Origin of the sequence: Streptomyces katrae (assembly GCF_000717655.1) — a bacterium.
Classification (GTDB): domain Bacteria; phylum Actinomycetota; class Actinomycetes; order Streptomycetales; family Streptomycetaceae; genus Streptomyces; species Streptomyces katrae_B.
Genome location: NZ_JNZY01000001.1, coordinates 397883 through 415782 on the forward strand (window position 1 = coordinate 397883; position 17900 = coordinate 415782).

Sequence of the window (17900 nt, forward strand, 5' to 3'; positions counted from 1 at the left end):
CGGTCACCCGAGTCGTTCTCCCCATGGGCGGGGACGCTATCAAGCCACTGGAGCAGGCGACTTAGAAGTCCTCGTCCAGGTCGACCGTGCCCTCGACCGCGACCTGGTAGGCCGACGGGCGGCGCTCGAAGAAGTTGGTCAGCTCCTGGACGCCCTGGAGCTCCATGAAGGAGAACGGGTTCTGCGAGCCGTACACCGGCGGGAAGCCGAGGCGGACCAGGCGCTGGTCGGCGACGCACTCCAGGTACTCGCGCATCGACTCGGTGTTCATGCCCGGCAGGCCGTCACCGCACAGGTCGCGGCCGAACTGCAGCTCCGCCTCCACGGCCTCCTTCAGCATGTCGGTGACCTGCTGCTGGAGCGCGTCGTCGAAGAGCTCCGGCTCCTCCTTGCGGACCGTGTCCACGACCTCGAACGCGAAGTTCATGTGCATGGTTTCGTCCCGGAACACCCAGTTGGTGCCGGTGGCCAGGCCGTGCAGCAGGCCGCGCGAGCGGAACCAGTAGACGTACGCGAAGGCGCCGTAGAAGAAGAGGCCCTCGATGCACGCCGCGAAGCAGATCAGGTTCAGCAGGAAGCGACGGCGGTCGGCCTGCGTCTCCAGCCGGTCGATCTTCTCGACCGAGTCCATCCACTTGAAGCAGAACTGCGCCTTCTCGCGGATCGACGGGATCTCCTCGACCGCGTCGAAGGCGGCCGCGCGGTCGGCCGGGTCGGGCAGGTAGGTGTCGAGCAGCGTCAGATAGAACTGGACGTGCACGGCCTCCTCGAACAGCTGGCGCGACAGGTACAGGCGCGCCTCCGGGGAGTTGATGTGCTTGTAGAGCGTCAGCACCAGGTTGTTCGAGACGATCGAGTCGCCCGTCGCGAAGAACGCGACGAGGCGGCCGATCATGTGCTGCTCGGCGGGCGTGAGCTTCGCGAGGTCGGCGACGTCCGAGTGGAGGTCGACCTCCTCGACGGTCCAGGTGTTCTTGATCGCGTCCCGGTAGCGTTCGTAGAAGTCCGGGTAGCGCATGGGACGGAGGGTCAGCTCGAAGCCGGGGTCGAGCAGGTTCTTGCTCGTTGCAACATCGGTGTCGGTGGAGCTCATTACTGGCAGGCCTCGCAGGACTCGGGGTTCTCAAGGGAGCAGGCCAGGGCGTCCGCGTCGACGGCCTGCGGAAGCGGGGTGGCGGCGGGCACGGCGCTGCCGGACGCGGCGCGGGCGATCTTCGTCGCCGGGCGCGAGCGCAGGTAGTACGTGGTCTTCAGACCCTTCTTCCAGGCGTACGCGTACATCGACGACAGCTTGCCGATGGTGGGCGTCTCCAGGAACAGGTTCAGCGACTGCGCCTGGTCCAGGAACGGCGTACGGGCCGCCGCCATGTCGATCAGACCGCGCTGCGGGATCTCCCACGCCGTGCGGTACAACTCGCGCACCTCGGCCGGGATCCAGCCGAAGCCCTGGACGGAGCCGGAGGACTCGCGCAGCGCCTCACGGGTCTGCGCGTCCCACACGCCGAGCTTCTTCAGCTCCTCCACCAGGTAGGCGTTGACCTGGAGGAACTCACCGCTCAGCGTCTCGCGCTTGAAGAGATTGGAGACCTGCGGCTCGATGCACTCGTACACGCCGGCGATCGAGGCGATCGTCGCCGTCGGGGCGATGGCCAGGAGCAGGGAGTTGCGCATGCCGGACTTCGCGATCCGGGCGCGCAGGGCGTCCCAGCGCTCGGGCCAGTTCAGCTCCACGTCGAAGTGGTCGGGGTGCAGGACGCCGCGGGCGGTGCGGGTCTGCTCCCAGGCCGGGAGGGGGCCGCTGCGCTCGGCGAGGTCGCAGGAGGCCTCGTACGCGGCCAGCATGATGCGCTCGGAGAGCTTGGTGGACAGGGCCTTCGCCTCGGGGGAGTCGAAGGGCATCTTCATCTTGAAGAAGACGTCCTGGAGGCCCATCGCGCCCAGGCCCACCGGCCGCCACCGGGCGTTGGAACGGCCCGCCTGCTCGGTCGGGTAGAAGTTGATGTCCACGACGCGGTCGAGGAAGGTGACCGCGGTGCGGACGGTCTCGTCCAGGCGCTCCCAGTCGATGTCGCGACCGTCGGCGGTGTCGATGACGAACGCGCCCATGTTGACCGAACCGAGGTTGCAGACGGCCGTCTCGCCGTCGTTGGTGACCTCGATGATCTCGGTGCACAGGTTGGAGGAGTGGACGACGGTGCCCGGCTCGGCGGTCTGGTTCGCCGTGCGGTTGGAGGCGTCCTTGAAGGTCATCCAGCCCTGGCCGGTCTGCGCGAGGGTGCGCATCATCCGGCCGTAGAGGTCGCGGGCGGGCATGGTCTTGCGGGCCAGGCCGTCCGCCTCGGCCTTGCGGTAGGCGGCGTCGAACGCGTCGCCCCACAGGTCGACCAGCTCGGGCACGTCGGCCGGGGAGAACAGCGACCAGTCGGCGTCCGCGTTGACGCGGCGCATGAACTCGTCCGGGACCCAGTGCGCCAGGTTCAGGTTGTGCGTACGGCGCTGGTCCTCGCCGGTGTTGTCGCGGAGCTCCAGGAACTCCTCGATGTCCGCGTGCCAGGTCTCCAGGTAGACGGCGGCGGCGCCCTTGCGGCGGCCGCCCTGGTTCACGGCGGCGACGGAGGCGTCGAGGGTCTTGAGGAACGGCACGATGCCGTTGGAGTGGCCGTTCGTCCCGCGGATCAGCGAACCGCGGGCGCGGATGCGCGAGTACGAGAGGCCGATGCCGCCGGCGTGCTTCGACAGGCGGGCGACCTGGTGGTAGCGGTCGTAGATCGAGTCGAGCTCGTCCAGCGGGGAGTCCAGCAGGTAGCAGGAGGACATCTGCGGGTGCCGGGTGCCGGAGTTGAAGAGCGTGGGGGAGGACGGCAGGTAGTCGAGGCGGCTCATCAGCCGGTAGAGCGAGGCCACTTCCTCGAGGGCCTGGACGCTGTCGTTCTCGGCGAGGCCGCAGGCCACGCGCAGCATGAAGTGCTGCGGGGTCTCGACGACCTGGCGGGTGATCGGGTGGCGCAGCAGGTAGCGGCTGTGCAGGGTGCGCAGGCCGAAGAAGCCGAAGCGGTCGTCGGCGCCCTCGGCGAGGGTGTGTTCGACCAGTGCGTCCAGGCGGCTCGCGTGCAGCGCGACGAACTCGGCGGTCCGGTCGGCGATCAGGCCCTCGCGGTGGCCGACCGCGACGGAGGCGGAGAAGGAGGTGGCTCCCTGGCCGGCGGCTTCCTCGGCGACGGCCAGCGTCAGCAGCCGGGCGGCGAGCCGGGAGTACGCCGGATCCTCGGAGATGAGACCGGCGGCGGCCTCCGTGGCCAGCCCGCGCAGTTCGGCCTCGTCGGCGGCGGCGCTGCGCCCGCGGAGGGCGGCGGCGGCGACCCGGCCCGGGTCGGTGTCGGGGAGGTCGGCCGTCAGCTCGGTGAGGGTACGCAGCAGTGCGGCCCCAGGTCCCCCGGTCTCGATTCCGGTGTCGGACGGGTCGGACTCGGCGCGCGGTGCGGAAGGCGCGATGGTCACGGGGGGAGCTCTCCCTCGCTCGGCTCCGGGACACCTGCGGTGCGGGCGCGAGCGGGCGCGCGCGGGCACGGCCTCGGGGGGCACACCGCGCGGCGTCCACCGGCCCAACCGCGAGGCCCGGACGTGTCGGCACCCGGTTCGGTCGAGCCGGGCGCACTGTCGGCAGGTCCTCGGACTTGCGGTGACACCAATGGGTGTACTTCATACCGTTGCGGGACAGTTCCGGATTCGCACCGGATTCCCCTGCGACGACAGCGAGCATGAGCATACATGTGGGGGCCGCTTCCTGTGCGACCCCCTAGATGTTGTGTCGGCGTGGCTACAGTTCGAGACCGTACGTGAGCAGAGTGAGGCCGGGGACGGGCTCCCAGTCCCGTTCGGGCGTGCGCACGAAGCCGAGTCGTTCGTAGATCCGGTGGGCGCCGGCCATGTCCTGCGTGGTGGACAGGACGAGGCGTCGCACGCCCTCGATGGCCCGCGCCCGCTCCATGCAGGCCCGTACGAGCGCCTCTCCGGCGCCCCGCCCGCGGCCCTCCCGGGCGACGGCCAGCATCCGGAACTCGGCCTCGCCGGCGACGGCGATGTCGCACAGCGGGCTCCCGGGCGCGGCGAACGCCACACCGCCGAGGAGCTGTCCGTCGCTCGCGGCGGCGACGAGTATCACCCCGTCGCGCGCCCGCCCGGCCACGTCCTGCAGCCGCGCGAGGTACGGGTCGTCCTCGCCGAACGTGAGCAGCCCGTCCCCGAGGTACGCCTGCGCGGTGATTTCCCCGAGCGTCCCGTACTCCGCCGCCAGCGCTTCCCTGATCACGATGTCCATGCGGTCGAGTGTGCCGGACGGCTGTCGGGGCCCGGCGCTATCGTCGAGACAGCACCGTCGAGGAAGGCGAGCGAGGCATGACCGTGATGACCGACCGGCCCCACATGACGACCGAAGTGTTCGAGCACCTCGCCCGGATAGCAGCCCGCGAGGAGGAGGGGCTGCGACTGGAATTCATCGGTGGGGTGCTGAGGAGCAAGGCAATGACGGACGGGGACCACGGGCGGATCATCCTGTGGTTGACGCGGATCTGTATCCAGCACCACCCGGGCTTCTGGCTGCACCCAGGGCAGGGAATCAAGGCAGAGCAGTACCGGGAGGGCCGTGCCATTCCGGACGGCGTACTGGCGCACGAGGACGCGTTCGTCGGGCAGGGTGACTGGGTGGACCCGGGCCCGATCCTGATGGCTGTCGAAGTGACCTCGTGGGACTCTGACACTGAGCGGCGAGACCGGATCGAGAAGCCGCGTGCGTACGCGGAGACCGGCATCCCGGTCTACCTGCTCGTCGATCGGCTCAAATGCCAGGTTCTCGTCCACAGTGACCCGGATGGCGCCCGCTACGAGACGGTACGCACGGTGCCGTTCGGCAGGGAAGTCCGGCTCCCGGACCCCGTCGGCATCACCCTGGATACCGAGCCCCTCAAGGACTGGGTGCGCTGACTCGTACAGCGTGAAGGGCTCCGCCGGTGACCGGCGGAGCCCTTCACCCGCGTCTCAGCAGCAGCGGAAGCCCTCGCGGGGGTCCGCCTCGCGCGAGTCCGTACGGGCGCGTTCGAAGGCGCGGCGGGTCATGACCTCCGCGTGCGGGTCGTGCGTACGGGCGTGGGCGACGTAGCGGTCGTACGCCGCCTCGCCCGAGAACTCCCGTACGAAGAACCGCGCCTTCGCCAGCGCCGCGCGGACGCCGCTCACGCCACCGGCTCCTTCACGCGGCCGCCGCCCGAGTCCAGGCCGGCGGCGGCGAGCTCGGCCCGCTCCTCGGGCGTCGCGATGAGCCCGGCAGGGGCGATGATCTTCGACTCGGTCCATGGGACCTCGGACAGCCTGACCGCCTCGGGGGCGGCGATCGCCTTGAAGCAGGTCCGCGCCGCGTCCAGCAGCACGATGATGATCAGGATCGCGAACAGCGCCGACAGCGCGCCGTCGACCGTGGCGTTGGTGACCACGGTGTGCATCTCGTCCATGTTCTTGGCGGGCGGCAGCACCTTCCCGGCGTCGATCCCGGTCTGGTACTTGTCGCGCTGCGCGAAGAAGCCGACCTTCACGTCGTCGGAGAACACCTTCTGGTAGCTCGCGGTGAGGGTGACGGCCACGTCCCAGGCCAGCGGGACGCCGGTCACCCAGGCCCACTTGAGCCGCCCGGACTTGACGAGCAGCGTGGTGCAGACGGCCAGGGCCACTGCCGCGAGCAGCTGGTTCGCGATCCCGAACAGCGGGAACAGCTGGTTGATGCCGCCCAGCGGGTCCTTGATGCCGACCCACAGGAAGTAGCCCCAGCCGCCGACGACGAGCGCGCTCGCCAGCCAGACGCCCGGCTTCCAGCTGACGTCCTTGAAGGGCTTGTGCACGTTGCCCAGGGTGTCCTGGAGCATGAACCGGCCGACACGGGTGCCCGCGTCGAGGGTCGTCAGGATGAACAGCGCCTCGAACATGATCGCGAAGTGGTACCAGAACGCCTTCATCCCGGCGCCCCCGACCACGGACGAGAAGATCTCCGACATTCCGAGTGCGAACGTCGGCGCGCCGCCCGTCCGGGACAGCAGGCTGGCCTCCTCGACGTCCTTCGCGGCCTGCGCGAGGTACTCGGGCGACACGGCGAAGCCGAAGTTGGTCACGGCCTGCGAGGCGGTCTCGACGGTGGTGCCGATGACGCCGGCGGGGGAGTTGACCGCGAAGAACAGGCCGGGCTCGATGATGGTGGCCGCGATGATCGCCATGACGGCGACGAAGGACTCCGTCAGCATGGCGCCGTAGCCGATGACCCGGACCTGGGTCTCCTTCTGGATCATCTTCGGGGTGGTGCCCGAGGAGACCAGCGCGTGGAAGCCGGACAGGGCGCCGCAGGCGATGGTGATGAACACGAAGGGGAACATCGACCCGGCGAAGACCGGCCCGTCCCCGCGGGCGGCGAAGTCGGTGACGGCGGGCATCTTCAGCGTCGGCATCGCCAGCACCACGCCCACCGCCATCAGCGCGATGGTGCCGACCTTCATGAAGGTGGACAGGTAGTCGCGGGGCGCGAGCAGCATCCACACCGGCAGCACCGAGGCGACGAAGCCGTACGCGACCATCCAGAGGACGAGCGTCTCCTTCTCCAGCGTGAAGGTGCCCGCCAGGGAGGACTCGGCGACCCAGCCGCCCGCGACGATGGCGAGCAGCAGCAGGGCGACGCCGATGACCGAGATCTCGGTGACCCGGCCCGGCCGCAGGACGCGCAGGTAGAAGCCCATGAAGAGGGCGATCGGGATGGTCATGCCGATGGAGAAGACGCCCCAGGGGGAGTGCGCGAGCGCGTTGACGATGACCAGGGCGAGCACGGCCAGCAGGATGATCATGATGGCGAACACGGCGATCAGGGCGGCGGCTCCGCCGACGGGGCCGATCTCGTCCCGGGCCATCTGGCCCAGGGAGCGGCCGTCGCGGCGGGTGGAGAAGAAGAGGGTGACCATGTCCTGGACGGCGCCGGCGAAGATGACGCCCGCGACGATCCAGATGGTGCCCGGCAGGTAGCCCATCTGTGCGGCGAGCACGGGGCCGACCAGCGGACCGGCGCCGGCCACGGCGGCGAAGTGATGACCGAAGAGCACCCGGCGGTCGGTGGGGTGGAAGTCGACACCGTTGTCAAGGCGTTCGGCCGGGGTGGCCCGCGTCTTGTCGACCTTCAGGACCCGGTGGGAGATGAAGCGGGCGTAGAAGCGGTACCCGATGGCGTACGAACCCAGCGCGGCGGCGAGCAGCCAGGCGGCCGAGATCTCCTCGCCGCGCGAGAGAGCGAGGATGCCCCAGCCGAGGGCCCCGACGAGACCGACGAGCACCCAGACGGCGACTGCCCTGGGGGTCATGCCCCCCTTCGTCAGGCCGCCCGACGCCATGTCCCCTGATGCGGAAGGCGAGTCCGCCGCCGTGCCCGGACTCGCCGCGTTCCGTTCTGTACTTGTTGCTTCCGGTTCCGGCATGATCCTCGTCCCCTCGTTGATCATCTGCTTAAGCGCAGGGAATCTACGGGGGCCGCCCGGTGAACGTAAGCCCCCGTCCGTATAGCGGAACGAGAGTCAACTACGAATCAGACGGCGGGGCGCTGGAGTCGGGCGACGAACTTGTAACGATCGCCGCGGTACACCGAGCGGACCCACTCCACCGGTTCGCCGTCGGCGTCCAGGGAGTGGCGGGAGAGCATCAGCATCGGCAGGCCGACGTCGGTGCCCAGCAGGCCCGCCTCGCGCGGGGTGGCCAGGGAGGTCTCGATGGTCTCCTCGGCCTCCGCCAGCCGTACGTCGTACACCTCGGCGAGGGCGGTGTAGAGGGAGGTGTACTTGGCCAGCGAGCGGCGCAGCGCGGGGAAGCGCTTGGCCGAGAGGTGGGTGGTCTCGATGGCCATCGGCTCGCCGCTGGCGAGGCGCAGCCGCTCGATGCGCAGTACCCGCCCGCCCGTGGCGATCTTGAGCAACCCGGCCAGGGTGTCGTCGGCCGTCACGTAGCCGATGTCGAGGAGTTGGGACGTGGGCTCCAGCCCTTGGGCCCGCATGTCCTCCGTGTACGAGGACAGTTGGAGCGGCTGGGAGACCTTCGGTTTCGCGACAAAGGTGCCTTTGCCCTGAATGCGCTCCAGCCGGCCCTCGACGACGAGTTCCTGGAGCGCCTGGCGCACGGTGGTCCGCGAGGTGTCGAATTCGGCCGCGAGCGTGCGCTCCGGCGGTACCGGCGTGCCGGGGGGCAGCGTCTCGGTCATGTCGAGCAAGTGCCGCTTGAGTCGGTAGTACTTGGGCACACGCGCCGTGCGAGTGGCTGCCCCGCCTTCCGGCTCCGTGGTCGCCCCTTCGGTGGACATCGCCGCCCGCCTTCCCGACTCCAGTTTCGCTGCCGTCACCGGCTCCTCCGATATGTGCGGTCACATCGTGACACGGGTGGGAGGGCAGGCCTCCTCCCTCCCCCAGGTGTCGGTCCGGTAACGGACCGATCACCCGCTCATTAGACCCTTGACACCCCTAAAGGTCTAGGCCAAGCTCCGGTTACTGGTCTAAACCAATATGGATCAGATCCCGGCCCCACGGGCAGTACTTGGTGCATGTCACCGCGGCGGGCGAGGGAAGTTGCAGGCAGCATCCCTGAGGAGGGTGGCGTGAAGCGCAAGCTCATCGCGGCGGTCAGTGTCGCGGGCATGATGGTCGGAGTCGCGGCGTGCGGCAACGGCGGCGACGACAAGGGGAAGACCGACGCGGGCGGCGCCAAGGAGATCACCGTCTGGGTGATGGACGGCTCCGCGCCCAAGGCCTGGATCGACGCGGTCAACGCGGAGTTCTCGGCCAAGCACCCGGGTGTCACCGTCAAGGTCGAAGAGCAGCAGTGGAAGGGCATCCAGGAGAAGGTCACCACGGCCCTCTCCGAGAACACCCCGCCGGACGTCCTCGAGCTCGGCAACACCCAGACCTCCGGCTACGCGGTCACCGGCGGCCTCGCCGACCTGACCAAGGACAAGTCCAAGCTCGGCGCGGACGCCTGGCAGAAGAGCATGCTCGCCTCCGCCGAATACGACGGCAAGCTCTACTCCGCTCCCTGGTACGCGGCCAACCGCGTCGTCGTGTACGACAAGAAGGCCTTCGCGAAGGCCGGCGTCACCCCGCCGACCACCCGCGACGAGTGGATCGCCGGCCTCGACAAGCTGAAGGCCGCGGACCCGTCCTCGCAGCCGATCTACCTGCCCGGCCAGAGCTGGTACGTCCTCGCCGGCTTCGTCTGGGACGAGGGCGGCGAACTCGCGGTCAAGGACGGCGACAAGTGGAAGGGCGGCCTCGGCACCCCCCAGGCCGCGTCCGCGATGGAGTTCTACAAGAAGCTCCAGTCCTACTCCACCGCCCCGAAGGACAAGGACGAGGCCACCCCGCAGCAGTCCACCGACGTCGTTCCCAAGGGCGGCGTCGCCTCCTGGATCGGCCTCGGCTGGGAGGCCGGCGGTGCGGAGAAGGCCCTGAAGGAGGCGGGCAAGGAAGCCGACTTCGGCTACTTCCCGATCCCGGGCAAGACCGCCGACAAGCCGGGCACCGTCTTCCTCGGCGGCTCGAACCTCGCCGTCGCCGAGCGCTCCAAGAACAAGGAGCTCGCCAAGGAGTGGCTGGCCCTCGCCGCCGGCAAGGACCAGATGACGAAGTACGCCGCCGAGACCAAGGGTGCGCTGCTCCCGAACCAGGCCGGCGCGAACTTCACCCCCGCCGCGGGCTCCTTCGCCGAGGCGATGGGCAAGGGCGGCGTCAACGGCCGCATCACCCCGGTCACCCCGGGCTGGGCGAACGTCGAGACCGAGCCCAACCCGCTCAAGGAGTTCATGACCAAGGTCCTGAAGGGTGAGGACGCCGCCAAGGCGGGCGCGGACGCGGACAAGGAAATCGCGAACCGCATCAACAAGTAGCACCCAGCACCGGGGGTGCGGTGGCGCCCACGCGCCCGCCGCACCCCCGGTCGCGCATCGACAGACCCGTGCGACGCCCGACCGCAGCCGAGGTAACCAAGACATGACCGTGCACTCCCAGGGAGCGGCGACCGCTCCACAGGACGCACCACCGAAGTCCGCCGGACGGCAGCAGAAGCCGCCCACCACCACCGGGACCGCTCCCTCGTCTCCGCGCCGGGGCAGAACGTCGCTCCCCTCGGGCTGGCTGCCGTACCTCCTGATCGGGCCCGCGGTCCTCAGCCTGGCCACGCTGCTGCTGTACCCGCTGGTCAAGAACGTGATCCTGTCGTTCCAGAAGGTCGACAAGATCGAGTTCATCCAGCGGAAGACGCCCTTCAACGGGGTCGAGAACTACACCCAGCTGCTGGGCGACGCGCACTTCTGGACCGTCGTCGTACGCACCTTCGCCTTCACCGCGGCCAACGTCGCGCTGATCATGCTGATCGGCAGCCTCGTCGGCATCCTGCTGAACCGGCTCGGCAAGTGGATGCGCCTGGTCCTGTCGATGGCCCTGGTGATGGCCTGGGCCATGCCGATCGTCGCGTCCGTCACCGTCTTCCAGTGGCTGTTCGACGAGCAGTTCGGCGTCATGAACTGGGTCATGCGCACCCTCGGCTTCTCCGGCTACGAGCAGCACAACTGGTTCGAGTCCGGCTTCTCCACCCTGGTGATCGTCACCGTCCTGGTGGTCTGGGGCTCCGTCCCCTTCGTCGCCCTCAACATGTACGCCGGCCTGACCACCGTCAGCGGCGAGCTGTACGAGGCCGCGCGGATGGACGGCGCGAACGGCTGGCAGACGTTCTGGCAGGTCGTCTTCCCGAACCTCAAGCCGTTCTTCCTCGTCACCACGTTCCTCGAGGTGATCTGGGTCTTCAAGGCCTTCACCCAGGTCTACGCGATGAACCGCGGCGGCCCCGACCGCGCCTCCGAGACCCTGCCCGTCTTCGCCTTCGTCGAGGGCCAGAGCCAGGGCCACTATGCGCTCGCGGCAGCGATCTCCGTCCTGACGATCGTGATGCTCGTGATCGTCATGTCCTTCTACTTCCGCCTGATCCTGAAGCAGGAGGAGGAGCAGTGAGCACCACCACCGCGCCGAAGCCCGCACCCGCCGCGCCCCGGCACCCGAAGCCCGCACAGCAGCTGCGCACGCGCCGCCCGCTCCGCCCGGGCACGGTGGCGAAGAACCTGGGCGCCCTCGTCCTGGCCGTGGTCTTCGTCTTCCCGGTCTACTGGATGTTCTCCTCGGCCCTCAAGCCGTCCGGGCAGATCCTCTCCAAGGACCCCGTCTTCGTCTTCACCCCGACGCTGGACAACTTCACCAAGGCCACCGGTGTCGAGCTGTTCTGGACGTACGTGACGAACAGCCTGCTCGTCACCGTCGGCGCCGTCGTCCTCGCCCTGGCCGTCGCCCTCGCCGCGAGCTTCGCCATCGCCCGCATGAAGTTCAAGGGCCGCAAAGGCCTCGTACTCGGCGTGATGATGGCGCAGATGGCCCCCTGGGAGGTCATGGTCATCGCGATGTACATGATCGCCCGCGACGCCGACATGCTGAACAGCCTCCCGCTGCTGACCGCGATCTACTTCGTGATGGTCCTGCCCTTCACCATCTGGACCCTGCGCGGCTTCATCGCCGCCGTCCCGGTGACGCTGGAGGAGGCCGCCCAGATCGACGGCTGCACCCGCGGCCAGGCCTTCCGCAAGGTGATCTTCCCGCTGCTGGCCCCCGGACTGATGTCCACCTCGCTCTTCGGCTTCATCACCGCCTGGAACGAGTTCGCGATGGTCCTGATCCTCAACAAGGACAAGACCGCCCAGACCCTGCCCCTGTGGCTCACCCAGTTCCAGACCGCCTTCGGCAACGACTGGGGCGCCACCATGGCCGCGTCCTCACTGTTCGCCGTCCCGGTCCTGGTGATCTTCGTCTTCCTCCAGCGCAAGGCCGTCGGCGGCATGACCGCCGGCGCCGTGAAGGGATAACGGCCCATGACTGTCCTTGCGCACCGCGTCACTGCGTCCGATGCGGACGATCAGCTCACCCGCGACGCCCTCGCGGTCCTCCAGCCCGGTTTCGAGGGCACCACCGCCCCGGCGTGGCTGCTGCGCCGGGTCGGCGAAGGCCTCACCGCCGTCGGCCTCTTCGGCCGCAACATCGCCTCGCCCGAGCAGCTCGCCGCGCTCACCGCGCAGCTGCGCGCCGAGCGCGACGACGTCCTCGTCGCCATCGACGAGGAGGGCGGCGACGTCACCCGCCTGGAGGTCCGCGGCGGCTCGTCCTTCCCCGGCAACCTGGCCCTCGGCGCCGTCGACGACACCGCGCTGACCCGGGACGTCGCCCGTGAGCTCGGCCGGCGCCTCGCCGAGTGCGGGGTCAACCTCAACTGGGCCCCGTCCGCCGACGTCAACTCCAACCCGGACAACCCGGTCATCGGCGTGCGGTCCTTCGGCGCCGACACCCACCTCGCCGCCCGGCACACCGCCGCCTACGTCGAGGGCCTCCAGGCCGCCGGCGTCGCCGCGTGCACCAAGCACTTCCCGGGTCACGGCGACACCAACGTCGACTCGCACCACGCCCTGCCGCGCATCGACGTGGACCTGGACACGCTGGTGGCCCGCGAGCTGGTCCCGTTCAAGGCGGCCATCGCGGCCGGCACCAAGGCCGTGATGAGCGCGCACATCCTGGTGCCCGCCCTCGACCCGACCCGACCGGCCACGCTCAGCCCGCAGATCCTGACCGGCCTGCTGCGCAAGGAGCTCGGCTACGAGGGCCTGATCGTCACCGACGGCATGGAGATGAACGCCATCGCCGGGACGTACGGCATCGAGCGCGGCTCGGTCCTCGCCATCGCGGCCGGCGCCGACGCGATCTGCGTGGGCGGCGGGCTCGCCGACGAGGCCACCGTGCTCCGGCTCCGCGACGCGCTGGTCGCGGCCGTACGGGACGGTGCGCTCCCGGCGGAGCGGCTCGCCGACGCCGCTGCCCGGGTACGGGCGCTGGCCGCATGGACCCGGCACGCCCGGGCCGCCGCCGCGCCGGGCGCGCCGCAGGAGGGGAGCGCGCCCGGCATCGGCCTGGCGGCGGCCCGCCGCGCTTTGGTCGTGTCCGGCACCGCCGCTCCCGTGTCTGCCGCCCCGTACGTCGCCACGCTCGCGCCCGTCGCGAACATCGCGGTGGGGGACGAGACCCCGTGGGGCGTGGCCGCCGAACTGGCTGCGCTGGTACCGGGGACGGGGTCCGGGGTGTTCCCGGAGGGCGCCACGGCCACGGACATCCTGGCGGCGGCGGGCGGACGCACCGTCGTGGCGGTGGTCCGCGACGCGCACCGCCACCCGTGGATGGCGCAGGCCCTGGACGGGCTGGTCGCTGCGCGGCCGGACACGGTCGTGGTGGAGATGGGCGTACCGCAGGCTGCGCCGCGGGGTGCGCTGCACATCGCAACGCACGGCGCTTCCCGGGTCTGCGGTGCCGCTGCCGCGGAGATCATCGCGGGGGCCTAGCCCCGGTTCCGGAAGGGGCGGGGTGGGGAAAGTTCCGCGCAGCGGCCACCGTGCGGTGACAACGAAGGGCCGGGCCCCCTGGACGGGAGCCCGGCCCTTCGTGCGCGTGGGGGAGGTGCCGCCTAAAGCCCCTGCCACGCGGGCTTGTTGGCGTAGGCGTGGCGGAAGTAGTCCGCCAGCTTCAGCTTGGACGCCGCGGCCTCGTCCACGACCACCGTCGCATGCCGGTGCAGCTGCAGTGCGGACGCCGGGACCAGCGCCGACAACGGCCCCTCGACGGTCTGGGCGACGGCCTCCGCCTTGCCCTCGCCGGTGGCGAGCAGGACCAGGTGGCGGGCGTCCAGGATCGTGCCGATGCCCTGGGTGATGACGTGGTGCGGGACCTGGGCCATGTCGTCGTCGAAGAAGCGCGCGTTGTCGACCCGCGTCTGCTCCGTCAGCGTCTTGATGCGGGTGCGGGAGGCCAGCGAGGAGCAGGGCTCGTTGAAGCCGATGTGACCGTCGGTGCCGATGCCGAGCAGTTGGAGGTCCACGCCGCCGGCCTGCGCCAGCGCGCGGTCGTACGCCTCGCACGCCGCTACGACGTCCGCCGCGGAGCCGTCGGGGCCCATGAAGGCGGCCTCGGACAGGCCGAGCGGCTCGACGACCTCGCGGAGCACGACGGCACGGTACGACTCCGGGTGCCCGGCCGGCAGGCCGACGTACTCGTCGAGCTGGCAGATGCGGGCCCGGGAGGCGTCGACCTCGCCGGCCTTCACCTTGGCGGCCAGGGCTTCGTAGACGGGCAGCGGGGTGGAGCCGGTCGCCACGCCGAGCAGGGCGTCGGGCTTGCGCCGGACCAGGGCGGCCATGGCCTCCGCGATGAGCTCGCCGCCTGCCTTGGCGTCCGGGACGATGACAACTTCCACGCGGGGCCTGCCGATCTGGAGTGGGACGGTGTGGTATAGACCAATCTAGCAGAGCCGGGCCCGCCCCAGGCCGGCCTCCGCCCACTCCCCTCCCTCCCATGGTGATCCGATTCCCCGCCCCCGGCCTGTCGGCTCCGCTCAGAGCAGCGCGAGCTGCAGCCCGCCGGTGGCGTCCAGGTGCTGACCGGTCACCCAGCGGGAGTCCGCCGAGGCCAGGAACGCCACCACGTCGGCGACTTCACCGGCCGTGCCCACCCGCCCGAAGACCGAGCGCGAAGACGCGTGCGCCCGCGCCGCCGGGTCCGCCAGCCAGGCCGCGTTGAGGTCGGTGTCCGTGATGCCGGGGCCCACCGAGTTCACGGTGATCCCGCGCGGGGCCAGCTCGGCCGCCAGGGACCGGGTCAGCGCGTTCACCGCGCCCTTGGCCGTGATCGTGGCCAGGATCGCGGGCAGGGCGATCTCCGGGGTGCCGGTCACGTTGACGATCCGGCCCCCGTCCCGCAGCCGCGCCAGCCCGTGCCTGATCACGAAGAACGGCGCCTTCGCGTTGAGCGCGTGCACCCGGTCGTACGTCTCCTCGTCGGTGTCCGCGATGCCGGCGAACGTGGCGGCGCCCGCGTTGTTCACCAGGATGTCGACGGCGTCGGTGTGCAGCGGGTGCGCCTCGTACGCCGCCCACAGGGCCTGCGCGTCACCCGGAACGCCGAGCTCGGCCCCGATCGCGAACGCCCGTCCGCCGGCGGCCCCGATGGCCGCGACCGTTTCCCTCGCCGCCTCCTCGTTCCGCCCGTAGTGCACGGCGACCAGTGCCCCGTCCCGGGCCAGCCGCTCCGCCACCGCCCGCCCGATGCCCCGGCTGCCGCCCGTGACCAGTGCCGTCTTCCCCTTGAGCACGCCCATGACGCGCCCCCCTTCAGAATTTGATAGCGGTCGCTACAGAAAGGGACCGTACCAGATTCCATAACGCCCGCTATAGAATGAGCGCATGGTGACCGGACAGCGCGGCAGGCCCCGCTCCTTCGACCGCGGCGCCGCCCTCGACAAGGCGATGCTCGCTTTCTGGGAGCGTGGCTACGAGGCGACCTCGATCTCCGACCTGACCGCCTCGCTCGGCATCAGCGCGCCCAGCCTGTACGCCGCCTTCGGCGACAAGCGCAAGCTGTTCGACGAGGTCGTGGTGGTCTACGGCGGCCGCTACGCCGACTTCGCGGGCGCCGCCCTGGCCGAGGAGCCCACCGCCCGGGCCGGCCTGCGGCGCGTTCTGCGCGAGGCGGCCGAGATCTATACCGACCCGGCCCACCCGCCGGGCTGCCTGGTGCTCAGCGCGGCCGTCAACACCACCTCGCAGGAGGTGGCCCAGGCCCTGCGTGAGCGCCGCAACGCCAACCTGGAGATGTTCGAGCGGAGGATCCGGGCGGACGTCGCCTCCGGCGCACTGTCTGCCGGCACGGACGCGCAGGCGCTGGCCCGCTACGCGCTGGCGGTACTCGTGGGGATGTCCCAGCAGTCGCGCGACGGGGCGAGCCGGGAAGAACTGGAAGCGGTGGCGGAACTGGCGATGGGGGCCTGGCCGCAGTAGGCGGCCGCGGTGGGCGGCCGAACACGCCCCGCGGGTTCCGCCCCGAAAGGAATTCCGCTCAGAAATTCCTCTGGGCCACGGTGCCGGGACGGGACCCTCAGCCCGCCCGGCACCGTAGCCCGGAGTACTTACGGCCACAGGGTGTGCGGTTCCCGGCGGCCGGTGGGAGGTGCCTGCGCAATCAGGGCAGAGCGCGCGGCTTACCTCGATCCGTCCTCCTGTGCGGGGAGGGCGGAAGCTTACGTCAATTGTGGACTAGACCATTCTGTTCTGTCCATCCAATGTCGGGCTCTGCCATCCCGTCACTTCCTCCAACAGTACGCGGACGGAGCCCCTCCTGGATACTCCTGAGTAGTCGCCGTGGGGAAAGTCATGGCCCCTACCCGGGGTACGCTCGCCCCGTGCCCTCCATGAACGACCTCGTACGCCAGCACACCGCTCTCAGTGAAACCGACCTGGAGTGGCTCCACCTGCTGGTCTCGGAGTGGCAGCTGCTCTCCGACCTCTCCTTCGCCGACCTCGTGCTGTGGGTTCCCACCCTCGACGGCACCCGGTACGTCTCGGTCGCGCAGATGCGCCCCAACACGGGCCCCACCTCGTACCAGGACGACATGGTCGGCCACCTGGTGCCGCGCGGCCGCCGCCCGCTGCTGGACGCCGCGCTCGACGAGGGCCGGATCGTGCGCGAGGGCGACCCGGAGTGGCGCGAGGAGGTGCCCGTCCGCGTCGAGTCCATCCCGGTGCGCCGCGAGGGCCGGGTACTCGGAGTGATCGCCCGGAACACCAACCTGCTCACTGTGCGTACACCCAGCCGGCTGGAGCTCACCTATCTCCAGTCCGCCTCGGACCTGGCCCAGATGATCGCCGCCGGAACCTTCCCGTACCCCGGCCAGCAGGTGGACATGGACGCCTCCCCGCGGGCGGGCGACGGCCTGATCCGGCTCGACGCCGACGGCGTGGTCACCTACGCCTCCCCCAACGCGCTCTCCGCCTACCACCGGCTCGGCCTCGCCGCCGACCTCGTCGGCCAGCACCTCGGCACCACCACCGCCGAACTCGCCCCCTCCCGCGGCCCCGTGGACGAGGCGATCGTCAAGCTCGCCAGCGGCTGGGCCCCGCGCGAGACCGAGATCGAGGGCAACAGCGGGGTCATCCAGCTGCGCGCCATCCCGCTCAAGCCCAAGGGCACCCGGATCGGCTCCCTCGTCCTGTGCCGGGACGTCACGGAACTGCGCCGTCGCGAACGCGAATTGATCACCAAGGACGCGACCATCCGGGAGATCCACCACCGGGTGAAGAACAACCTGCAGACCGTGGCCGCGCTGCTGCGGCTGCAGGCCCGACGGATGGATTCCGAGGGCGGCCGCGAGGCGCTCAACGAGGCCGTGCGCCGTGTCGGTTCGATCGCGATCGTGCACGAGACGCTCTCTCAGAACCTGGACGAGCGCGTCGAGTTCGACGAAATCGCCGACCGCGTCATCGCGATGGTCGCCGAGATCCCGCCGGGCAAGGTGGAATGCCGGCGTACCGGCCGGTTCGGGATCCTGGACGCGGAGGTCGCCACCCCGCTGTCGATGGTGCTGACCGAGATCCTCCAGAACGCCCTGGAGCACGCCTTCACCCAGGGAGAGGGCGGCCGGGTGGAGGTGTCCGCGACCCGCACCGGCACCGGCCGCACCGACGGCCGGCTGCTGATCACGGTGCTCGACGACGGCTCCGGTCTGCCCGAGGGCTTCGACCCGCAGCGTGCCGGCAACCTCGGGCTGCAGATCGTACGGACCCTCGTGGAGGGCGAGCTCGGCGGCACGTTCGACATGCTCCGGGCCGAGCCGCGCGGCACCAAGGTCGTCCTCGACGTGCCGGTCAGCCCGCAGAAGTAGTCACGCTGTGTGACGGGTCGTGCCCCGGACAGCACTGAGCCCCGGACCGAAGG

Annotated in this window: 15 protein-coding genes and 1 riboswitch; of the genes, 7 read left to right on the plus strand and 8 right to left on the minus strand. The window is 70.3% G+C overall.

Annotated elements, in window-relative coordinates; translation table 11 throughout:
- Positions 1-61: 61 nt before the first annotated feature.
- The 3 genes from IF09_RS0101910 to IF09_RS0101920 all read right to left on the minus strand — a co-directional run bounded on the left by IF09_RS0101910 (position 62) and on the right by IF09_RS0101920 (position 4318).
- The gene (locus IF09_RS0101910) at positions 62-1093 is read right to left on the minus strand and encodes a ribonucleotide-diphosphate reductase subunit beta (RefSeq protein WP_030291290.1); all 1032 of its coding nucleotides are present in this window, start codon (positions 1091-1093) and stop codon (positions 62-64) included.
- Positions 1093-3498 (minus strand): ribonucleoside-diphosphate reductase subunit alpha, encoded by a 2406-nt coding sequence (locus tag IF09_RS0101915; protein WP_030291291.1) that lies wholly within the window; start codon positions 3496-3498, stop codon positions 1093-1095. The genes IF09_RS0101910 and IF09_RS0101915 overlap by 1 nt, the downstream gene beginning before the upstream one ends.
- Before the next feature lie 143 nt (positions 3499-3641).
- Positions 3642-3773: riboswitch (cobalamin riboswitch) on the minus strand.
- A 44-nt stretch (positions 3774-3817) separates the two neighbouring features.
- The gene (locus IF09_RS0101920) at positions 3818-4318 is read right to left on the minus strand and encodes a GNAT family N-acetyltransferase (RefSeq protein WP_030291293.1); all 501 of its coding nucleotides are present in this window, start codon (positions 4316-4318) and stop codon (positions 3818-3820) included.
- A gap of 77 nt (positions 4319-4395) precedes the next feature.
- On the opposite strand from IF09_RS0101920, the gene IF09_RS0101925 reads away from it, so the two are divergent.
- Positions 4396-4980 (plus strand): Uma2 family endonuclease, encoded by a 585-nt coding sequence (locus IF09_RS0101925; RefSeq protein WP_030291295.1) that lies wholly within the window; start codon positions 4396-4398, stop codon positions 4978-4980.
- A gap of 54 nt (positions 4981-5034) precedes the next feature.
- On the opposite strand, the gene IF09_RS0101930 is transcribed toward IF09_RS0101925, so the two are convergent.
- The 3 genes from IF09_RS0101930 to IF09_RS0101940 all read right to left on the minus strand — a co-directional run bounded on the left by IF09_RS0101930 (position 5035) and on the right by IF09_RS0101940 (position 8368).
- Positions 5035-5232, minus strand: a complete 198-nt coding sequence (locus tag IF09_RS0101930) for a YbdD/YjiX family protein (RefSeq protein WP_030291296.1) — start codon at positions 5230-5232, stop codon at positions 5035-5037.
- Positions 5229-7382: a carbon starvation CstA family protein gene (locus tag IF09_RS0101935; RefSeq protein WP_030291298.1), complete on the minus strand. Its 2154-nt coding sequence runs from the start codon at positions 7380-7382 to the stop codon at positions 5229-5231. Before IF09_RS0101935 ends, IF09_RS0101930 begins: the two co-directional genes overlap by 4 nt.
- 221 nt (positions 7383-7603) lie before the next feature.
- Positions 7604-8368, minus strand: coding sequence for a GntR family transcriptional regulator (locus IF09_RS0101940; protein WP_030153577.1), 765 nt, complete (start codon positions 8366-8368; stop codon positions 7604-7606).
- A gap of 291 nt (positions 8369-8659) precedes the next feature.
- Here IF09_RS0101940 and IF09_RS0101945 point away from each other — a divergent pair, with 291 nt between their 5' ends.
- The 4 genes from IF09_RS0101945 to IF09_RS0101960 all read left to right on the plus strand — a co-directional run bounded on the left by IF09_RS0101945 (position 8660) and on the right by IF09_RS0101960 (position 13480).
- Positions 8660-9943 (plus strand): extracellular solute-binding protein, encoded by a 1284-nt coding sequence (locus IF09_RS0101945; RefSeq protein ID WP_030291300.1) that lies wholly within the window; start codon positions 8660-8662, stop codon positions 9941-9943.
- 103 nt (positions 9944-10046) lie between these two features.
- Positions 10047-11063 carry a carbohydrate ABC transporter permease gene (locus IF09_RS0101950; RefSeq protein WP_030291301.1) on the plus strand — a complete coding sequence of 339 codons (1017 nt, stop codon included), beginning with the start codon at positions 10047-10049 and terminating at the stop codon, positions 11061-11063.
- Between the two features lie 62 nt (positions 11064-11125).
- Entirely contained in the window at positions 11126-11962 is an 837-nt protein-coding gene (locus IF09_RS0101955; protein WP_030291302.1) for a carbohydrate ABC transporter permease, read from the plus strand.
- Positions 11963-11968: 6 nt separating this feature from the next.
- Complete coding sequence (locus IF09_RS0101960) at positions 11969-13480, plus strand: glycoside hydrolase family 3 protein (RefSeq protein WP_030291303.1); 1512 nt, start codon at positions 11969-11971, stop codon at positions 13478-13480.
- 122 nt (positions 13481-13602) lie between these two features.
- On the opposite strand, the gene nagB is transcribed toward IF09_RS0101960, so the two are convergent.
- Both nagB and IF09_RS0101970 read right to left on the minus strand, forming a co-directional pair.
- A complete protein-coding gene (gene nagB, locus IF09_RS0101965; RefSeq protein ID WP_030291306.1) occupies positions 13603-14388 on the minus strand; it encodes a glucosamine-6-phosphate deaminase in 786 nt (261 codons plus the stop codon).
- 138 nt (positions 14389-14526) lie between these two features.
- The gene (locus IF09_RS0101970) at positions 14527-15288 is read right to left on the minus strand and encodes an SDR family NAD(P)-dependent oxidoreductase (RefSeq protein WP_030291307.1); all 762 of its coding nucleotides are present in this window, start codon (positions 15286-15288) and stop codon (positions 14527-14529) included.
- An 85-nt stretch (positions 15289-15373) separates the two neighbouring features.
- On the opposite strand from IF09_RS0101970, the gene IF09_RS0101975 reads away from it, so the two are divergent.
- Positions 15374-15967: a TetR/AcrR family transcriptional regulator gene (locus tag IF09_RS0101975; protein ID WP_030291308.1), complete on the plus strand. Its 594-nt coding sequence runs from the start codon at positions 15374-15376 to the stop codon at positions 15965-15967.
- A 410-nt stretch (positions 15968-16377) separates the two neighbouring features.
- Positions 16378-17847, plus strand: a complete 1470-nt coding sequence (locus tag IF09_RS0101980) for a sensor histidine kinase (RefSeq protein ID WP_030291309.1) — start codon at positions 16378-16380, stop codon at positions 17845-17847.
- The last annotated feature ends 53 nt before the right edge of the window (positions 17848-17900 follow it).

Coding starts and splice junctions, on each gene's coding strand:
- IF09_RS0101940 (WP_030153577.1), bottom strand. CDS start 8,368: ATGTCCACCGAAGGGGCGACCACGGAGCCGGAAGGCGGGGCAGCCACT.
- IF09_RS0101935 (WP_030291298.1), bottom strand. CDS start 7,382: ATGACCCCCAGGGCAGTCGCCGTCTGGGTGCTCGTCGGTCTCGTCGGG.
- IF09_RS0101950 (WP_030291301.1), top strand. CDS start 10,047: ATGACCGTGCACTCCCAGGGAGCGGCGACCGCTCCACAGGACGCACCA.
- IF09_RS0101925 (WP_030291295.1), top strand. CDS start 4,396: ATGACCGTGATGACCGACCGGCCCCACATGACGACCGAAGTGTTCGAG.
- IF09_RS0101980 (WP_030291309.1), top strand. CDS start 16,378: ATGAACGACCTCGTACGCCAGCACACCGCTCTCAGTGAAACCGACCTG.
- IF09_RS0101975 (WP_030291308.1), top strand. CDS start 15,374: ATGGTGACCGGACAGCGCGGCAGGCCCCGCTCCTTCGACCGCGGCGCC.
- IF09_RS0101910 (WP_030291290.1), bottom strand. CDS start 1,093: ATGAGCTCCACCGACACCGATGTTGCAACGAGCAAGAACCTGCTCGAC.
- IF09_RS0101960 (WP_030291303.1), top strand. CDS start 11,969: ATGACTGTCCTTGCGCACCGCGTCACTGCGTCCGATGCGGACGATCAG.
- IF09_RS0101920 (WP_030291293.1), bottom strand. CDS start 4,318: ATGGACATCGTGATCAGGGAAGCGCTGGCGGCGGAGTACGGGACGCTC.
- IF09_RS0101970 (WP_030291307.1), bottom strand. CDS start 15,288: ATGGGCGTGCTCAAGGGGAAGACGGCACTGGTCACGGGCGGCAGCCGG.